Below are 6,574 nucleotides of genomic sequence, written 5' to 3'. Positions count from 1 at the left end.
AGCCCGGCGGGAGCAAGCTTCCCCGGCACAAAAGCCCTGTTCCCGCACCTTGCTCTCAGAACAGGCTTTGCACCTGTTCCAGCACCGCGCGGTTCATCTGGCCGGTGTGGGTGTGCAGGCTCACGTAGCTTTGCAGCATGTCGAGCTTGGTGCTGAGCAAATCCCGGCGGGCCTGGAAGAGTCGTTGCTGGGCATCGAGGATGTCGACGGTCGAACGCACGCCGCCCTGGAAACCCTTTTCGGTGGAGGTCAGCGCCCGCTGGTTGGACTCCACCGCCCGTTGCATGGCCTTGCTCTTGGCGAACCCCGCCACCACGCCCAGGTAATCCGTCTCGATGGACTCGGCCAGTTGCTGACGCTGCACGTCGTAGTCGGACTGGGCGCCGGCCAGTTGCGCCTCGGCCTTGGCCACGGAAGCGCGCACCGCGCCGCCGCGATACAGCGGAATGTCCAGCTGCACCCCAACGTAGTACGAGTCCTGGCGCGGATCGAGTTCCTGGTACTGGCGGGTTTCCCGGCGGGTCAACTGCGTGGTCAGCGACAGCGTCGGATAGTGCCCGGCGCGCTGGCTGTCGGCCTGGGCCTCGGCGACTTTCACGGCCGCCAACCGCGCCGCCAATTCAGGACTGGCCTCACGGGCGATCGCCGTCCAGTACGGCAAATCCTGCTCCGGCGGGATCGGCGTGCCGGCGGGCAGCTCTTCGCGCATCGGCTGGATGTCGTCGATGGGCACGCTCGCTCGCCCGGACAACGCCCGCAACGCCGCCACGCGACGGGCCTGGGCTTCGGTTTCCTGGGCCTCCACCAGATCGAGCCGGGCCTGGGCCTCGTCGATGTCGGTGATCGCCCCTTGGCCGCCCTCATAGAGCTTTTTGCTCTGGACGACCAGGCCACGGATCGCGGTTTTTTGCTGGGCGATCAACTTGAGTTCGTTCTCGGCACGGGCAACATCGAAATAGCCCTTGGCGACCCGATCGAACAAAGCCTGGCCGGCCACATCGAACTGTTGACTGCCCAGCGCGCCACGCGCCTTCCCTTCTTGATAAGCCGCCCAGCGCCCCTTGTCGTAGAGCGGCTGTTGCGCCGCCAACGTCACGCTGTTGGCTTGGTAATCGTTGCTGTTGACATAGCTGCGGTCGTCACCGCCATCGGTACGCCCGCCATACCCATAGCGCGACGACAGCGACACCTGCGGATAAAGCCCACCCCGACCAATCGCCTCCTCCTGGCGCGACGCGTCGAAGGCATGGGTGGCGGTTTGCAAGGTCGGGTCATTGAGGCGCGAAGCGTCATAGGCGGCCGTCAGGCTCAGCCCGCCCTCGGCCGCCCAGACCGGGCCGATCACCGCCCAACTGGTGCACAAGCTCAACAGCACACGGACGCCGTAACGGCAACGGTCGGTCATGCTCATTCCTCTTTGAAGGCAGCCAGCAAGCGTTCGCGCAGCGGTTTCATCAGGTAGTTCATCAAGGTACGTTCACCCGTCACCACGGTGACGTCGGCGAGCATGCCGGGGCGCACCAGCAGCCCGGCGTTCTGCAGCGAGACAACGGTCTCGGCGGGAATCTCGACTTTCGCGGAGAAGTACGGCTGGTGCGTCTGTTGGTCGATCAGTTGATCCGCCGACACGGTGGTGACGGTGCCGGTCACGGTCGGCGTGTCCACCCGTTGCAGCGCGGTGAAATGCACATGCACCGGCAACCCGGGACGCAGTTTATTGGCCATCAGCGGCTCGAAACGCGCGGTGATCGCCATCGGTGCGTCCAGCGGCACCACCTGCATCAGGGTCTGTCCGGCCTGGGCGACGCCGCCCACCGTGTGGATGGCCAGGTCCATGACCTGCCCCGCCACGGGCGCGCGGATCGCGCCGTTGTCGACTTCGAACTGCAAGGCCCGGATCTGATCGGCATACCCTGCGGCCTCGGCCGACACTTCGCTGAGCTGGGTTTCAGCGTCGCGCCGAAATTCCTGCTGTGCCTGCAAGGCCTTGAGCCGACTTTCATTGATGGACTGGCGCGTGCGACCGACATCACCCACGCCGGAAGCAATCTGCCCGGCCAGTTGCGCCGCGTTGCGCTCGGCCTCGAAGAGCTTGTTGCGCGGCACGTAGCCTTCCCGGGCCAGGTCACGCAGGCCGACGAGTTCCTGCTGCTGAAAGCGCATCTGCGCATCGTAGTTGCGCTTGACCCCTTCGTAGCCCTGCAACTGCTGCTGCAAGGCGCCGATCTCATGCTCGATGATCTGCAAGCGACTGCCGAGCTCGGCGCGACGGGTCACGAACAGCTGACTCTGAAGGGCCATGGCCGCCTTGACGCGGGGCTCATCCGCCCGTTCCAGCAGTTGCGTCGGCCATTGGATCTCAGGTGCGCCCAAACGCTCGGCCATCAAGCGTGCCTCGATGCTGCGATCGTTGAGCAACTTGCCCAGGGTCACGTCCAACTGCGATTGCGCCTGCACCGTGTTGAGCTGCACCAACAGTTGCCCTTGGCTGACGCGGTCGCCGTCACTGACCAGCAATTTTTCCACGACCCCGCCAACCAGCGATTGCACCGCTTTGCGTTCACCGGCCACCACCACGGTGCCGCTGCCCACCACGCCCTGGTCGAGGGGTGCCAGGCACGCCCACAGCAGAAAGCCGCCGAGGGCCAGGGCGAGGAACACCACGCCGTAGCGCGCCGCGCCACCCGCATCGGTGCTGGCGCTGGGCAACGTGTTGCTGCTGAGCACACTCAGGCCATGCTCACCGTGGGCCGGTGCGGCCGATTTCAAATCACGCATCCTTGCTTGCCTCCCGCACAGCCGCCGGCCTCGGTCCCGGCATCAATGCCTTGAGCACCCGGTCCCGAGGGCCGAATGCTTGTTGAGTGCCGTCCTTCAACACGAGGATGTGATCGACCACCGCCAGGACGTTGGGCCGATGGGTGATCAACACCACGGTGCTGCCGGCGGCCTTGAGCACGCCGATGGCCTGCACCAGCGCCAGTTCGCCGGCTTCATCGAGATTGGAATTGGGTTCGTCGAGCACGATCAGCGACGGGCTGCCATACAGCGCGCGGGCCAGGCCCAGGCGTTGCTTCTGACCGCCAGACAGGCCAAGTCCACCAGGCCCCAGCGGCGTGTCGTAACCCTTGGGGAATCGCAGGATCATTTCGTGGATGCCCGCGTGGCGGCTGGCGGCGATGATCTTGTCGGCGTCCTGCTCGCCGAAACGGGCGATGTTGTCGGCGACGCTGCCATCGAACAGCTCGATGTCCTGGGGCAGATAGCCGAGGTACGGCCCCAGCGCATCATGGGACCACTGGCTGATCTCGGCATCGTCCAGGCGCACCGATCCACCGATGGCTGGCCACACGCCCACCAACGCGCGAGCCAAGGTCGACTTGCCGCTGGCACTGGGGCCGACCACCGCGAGCACTTCGCCCTTGCCCAGGCTGAAATTGATGCCCCGCAAGATCGGCTGCGTGGCCCCGGGCGGCCCCACATACACTTGCTCCAGGCGCACCGCGCCGGTCGGCGGCGGCAATGGCATGCGCAAGCGATCACGGGGGTGTTGCGCCAACAGTTGGCTCAAGCGCTGGTAGCTCTGGCGGCCGCTGTTGAATTGCTTCCACGAGCCGATGGCGATTTCCACCGGCGCCAGGGCACGCCCCAACAGCAACGACATGGCAATCATCATCCCCGCCGACAACTGCCCTTCGAGCACCAGGAGCGCGCCCAATCCCAAGGCCAGGGATTGCCCGGAAATCCGCACGAACCGCGTCGCCGAGGTGATGCGCGCACCGCGATCGCTGGCATGGGCCTGCGCCGCGATGATGCGTTGTTGCAACAGGCTCCAACGCTGGCGTAGCGGCCCGAGCATGCCCAGGGCCTGGATGACTTCGGCGTTCTGCAGCGTGCTGTTGACGTAGATCGACGACTGCACCCCCAGCCGGTTGGCCTCCCCCAGGCGCCCTCGGGTCGCCAGTTCGCCCCACAGCGCCAGGCCGATCAGCGTCAACGCGAGCACCAGGGTCAGCACGCCGAACCACGGGTGGAAGATGAACGCCACCAGCAGGAAGATCGGCAGCCACGGCGCATCGAGCAAGGCGATCAGGCCCTGGCCGGTGATCAGTTGTCGCAAGGTGGCAAGGTCGGTGAGCACTTGCGCCGGGTTGGCGTTGTGCTCGCGCAGGCTGCGGGCAAACGCCGCGTCGAAGATCCGCTCGCCCAAGGCGTCGTCCAACCCGGCGCTCATGCGGATCATCACCTCGCCGCGCACCCACTCGATCAGCGCACTGAACATGAACAGCCCGAGGGCGATCAAGGTCAGCATGAACAGCGTGGTTTCGTTGCGACTGGTGAGGACCCGGTCGTAGACCTGCATCATGTAGAGCGACGGCACCAGCACCAGTAGATTGATGACGCCACTGAACAATGCAAGGGACCAGAACACCCGGCGATAACTTAACAATGCGGCGTCGATGTCGTGCCGTGGATCAAGGAGCAAACCCATAGAGTGTCAACCCGCAAAAGAAATAACCGTCCCGATGCAATCCATGCGAGTCATTAGCCCGAAGGCGTCAAAAAAAGAGCGTCATCCTGCTGACATTGTCGCCATCTGTGGCGAACTCCACCCGTACGGGCGCCAACTACTGACAACGCAGCCAAGGGTAAGTGCCAGAGGGGGGCAGGGATTTTCGGGGTCGGTGAAAAACGCGGGGATCAGACGCAGGTTCCCTGTGGGAGCGAGCTTGCTCGCGATAGCGGTGTGGCAGTCAAATCCCAGCCACTGACCCGACGCCATCGCGAGCAAGCTCGCTCCCACAGGTTTGTAGTGTTAACCCAGAGACACCGCTTCTTCAGGCTGCGGCGATTGCCGCGAAGTCACCAGGCCGATAAAGGAAATGACCAAGGCCAGGCCAAGGGTGGTGCTCACCTCGCTGCGGTGCTCGGGCGTCACCATCATTACCGCCAGGGCTGCGCAGATGAACACGATCACCGCCCAGGTGAGCCACGGGAACAACCACATGCGAAAGCCCAGCTCGACGCCTTGCCGGACCAGCTTGCGCCGCATGCGCAACTGCGACACGGCGATCGCCAGGTACACCAGCAGCGCGATGGCGCCGGAGCTGGCGAGCAGGAACTGGAACAACCCGGCCGGCATGAAATAGCTGAACAAGGTGATGCCCAACCCCAACACCGTACTGGCAACCACCGCGGCCCTTGGCACCCCAGCAGACGAGGTCACTTCCACCGCCCTCGGCGCATCGCCACGCCGGCCCAGGGAATACAGCATGCGCGAAGCGATGTAGATCGAGGAGTTCATGCAACTGGCCACGGCGATCAACACCACCACGTCCACCATGAACTTGGCGTGGGGAATGTTCATCAGTTCCAAGGCCCGTTGATAGGAGCCCACCGACGCCAACTGCGAATCGTTCCACGGCACCACGGAAATGACCACGAAGATCGACAGCAGGTAGAAAACGCCGATACGCCAGATCACCGAGCGGGTGGCCTTGGCAATGTTCTGCGCGGGGTTGCTGGATTCGGCGGCCGCAATCGTCACCGCCTCCGTGCCGATGAAGCTGAACATGATGGTGATGAAAGCTCCGACCACGGCCGACAAGCCATTGGGCGCGAAGCCGCCGTATTCCTCCATCAAGCGACTCAAGCCGCTGGCCTCGCGCTCGGGAATCCAGCCCATCAGGACCGCGAAGCCCAGGGAGATGAAACCGATGATCGCCACCACCTTGGCCATGGCGAACCAGAATTCGAATTCACCGTATTTGGAGACGCTGAACAGGTTCGTCACCGCCAAGGCGATGATCGACACCGAGGCGAACAGCCATGCATCAATGGAGGGAAACCACTGGTTCAGCACATGACCGGCGGCCAGTGCCTCGATGGGAATCACCAACACCCAGAACCACCAGTACAACCAACCGATGGTGAAGCCGGCCCAGCGTCCGATCGCCTGGTCGGCGTAGGTGGAAAAGGAACCGGTGTCCGGCCGGGCAACCGCCATCTCGCCCAGCATGCGCATGACGAGGACCACCAGCAAACCCGAGAAAAGATACGCCAGCATCACGGCGGGGCCCGCGGCGGCGATGGCATGGCCCGATCCGACAAACAGGCCTGCGCCGATAATCCCGGCAATTGAAAGCATGGTGACGTGACGAGGCTTGAAGCCCTGCGCCAGGTGGCCGTTCGAATCCTTGAAGGTCGGGCTGGTCATGGTGTTTGTTCTCTTATTCGACATTGAGGCGTGTCGAAGGACGGCTGGTGAGTTTGGTTTTCGCTCCTCCTGAAAGCGGCACACCCTGGATGTCTGATCCGATCCCTCGCGAATTTGGCTCTGCAATAAAAAGTCGAGCCACGTTACCCGCCTACACTCCCGAGTTAGTTACCTGTGAGCGCCGCGTTTTTGCCTGATCTCGCCAAAATCGGCATGGCGTTTTGCCTCTTGGAGAGCTCTGGTCCGCGACATTCAGCGAATACAGGTGGCATGCCGCCGAAATGAGTCCTTTAAAAAATTTATCGGGTTAAGTATTTTTGCACGGATACCCGCGACCTCGTGGGAGCGAGCCTGCTC

Annotated in this window: 4 protein-coding genes; all 4 read right to left on the bottom strand. The window is 63.6% G+C overall.

Annotation, left to right across the window (positions count from 1 at the left end):
• Positions 1 to 55: 55 nt before the first annotated feature.
• The 4 genes from OC610_RS18355 to OC610_RS18340 all read right to left on the bottom strand — a co-directional run bounded on the left by OC610_RS18355 (position 56) and on the right by OC610_RS18340 (position 6,217).
• The gene (locus OC610_RS18355) at positions 56 to 1,405 is read right to left on the bottom strand and encodes a TolC family outer membrane protein (protein WP_264429639.1); all 1,350 of its coding nucleotides are present in this window, start codon (positions 1,403 to 1,405) and stop codon (positions 56 to 58) included.
• A gap of 2 nt (positions 1,406 to 1,407) precedes the next feature.
• Positions 1,408 to 2,778: an HlyD family type I secretion periplasmic adaptor subunit gene (locus tag OC610_RS18350; protein WP_264429638.1), complete on the bottom strand. Its 1,371-nt coding sequence runs from the start codon at positions 2,776 to 2,778 to the stop codon at positions 1,408 to 1,410.
• The gene (locus OC610_RS18345; RefSeq protein ID WP_264429637.1) at positions 2,771 to 4,492 is read right to left on the bottom strand and encodes a type I secretion system permease/ATPase; all 1,722 of its coding nucleotides are present in this window, start codon (positions 4,490 to 4,492) and stop codon (positions 2,771 to 2,773) included. The genes OC610_RS18350 and OC610_RS18345 overlap by 8 nt, the downstream gene beginning before the upstream one ends.
• A 324-nt stretch (positions 4,493 to 4,816) precedes the next feature.
• A complete protein-coding gene (locus OC610_RS18340; protein WP_264429635.1) occupies positions 4,817 to 6,217 on the bottom strand; it encodes an amino acid permease in 1,401 nt (466 codons plus the stop codon).
• Positions 6,218 to 6,574: the final 357 nt, after the last annotated feature.

The sequence above is a fragment of the Pseudomonas agronomica genome (assembly GCF_025917275.1).
Taxonomy (GTDB): Bacteria; Pseudomonadota; Gammaproteobacteria; order Pseudomonadales; family Pseudomonadaceae; genus Aquipseudomonas; species Aquipseudomonas agronomica.
This window is presented reverse-complemented; position numbering and strand designations above follow the sequence as displayed.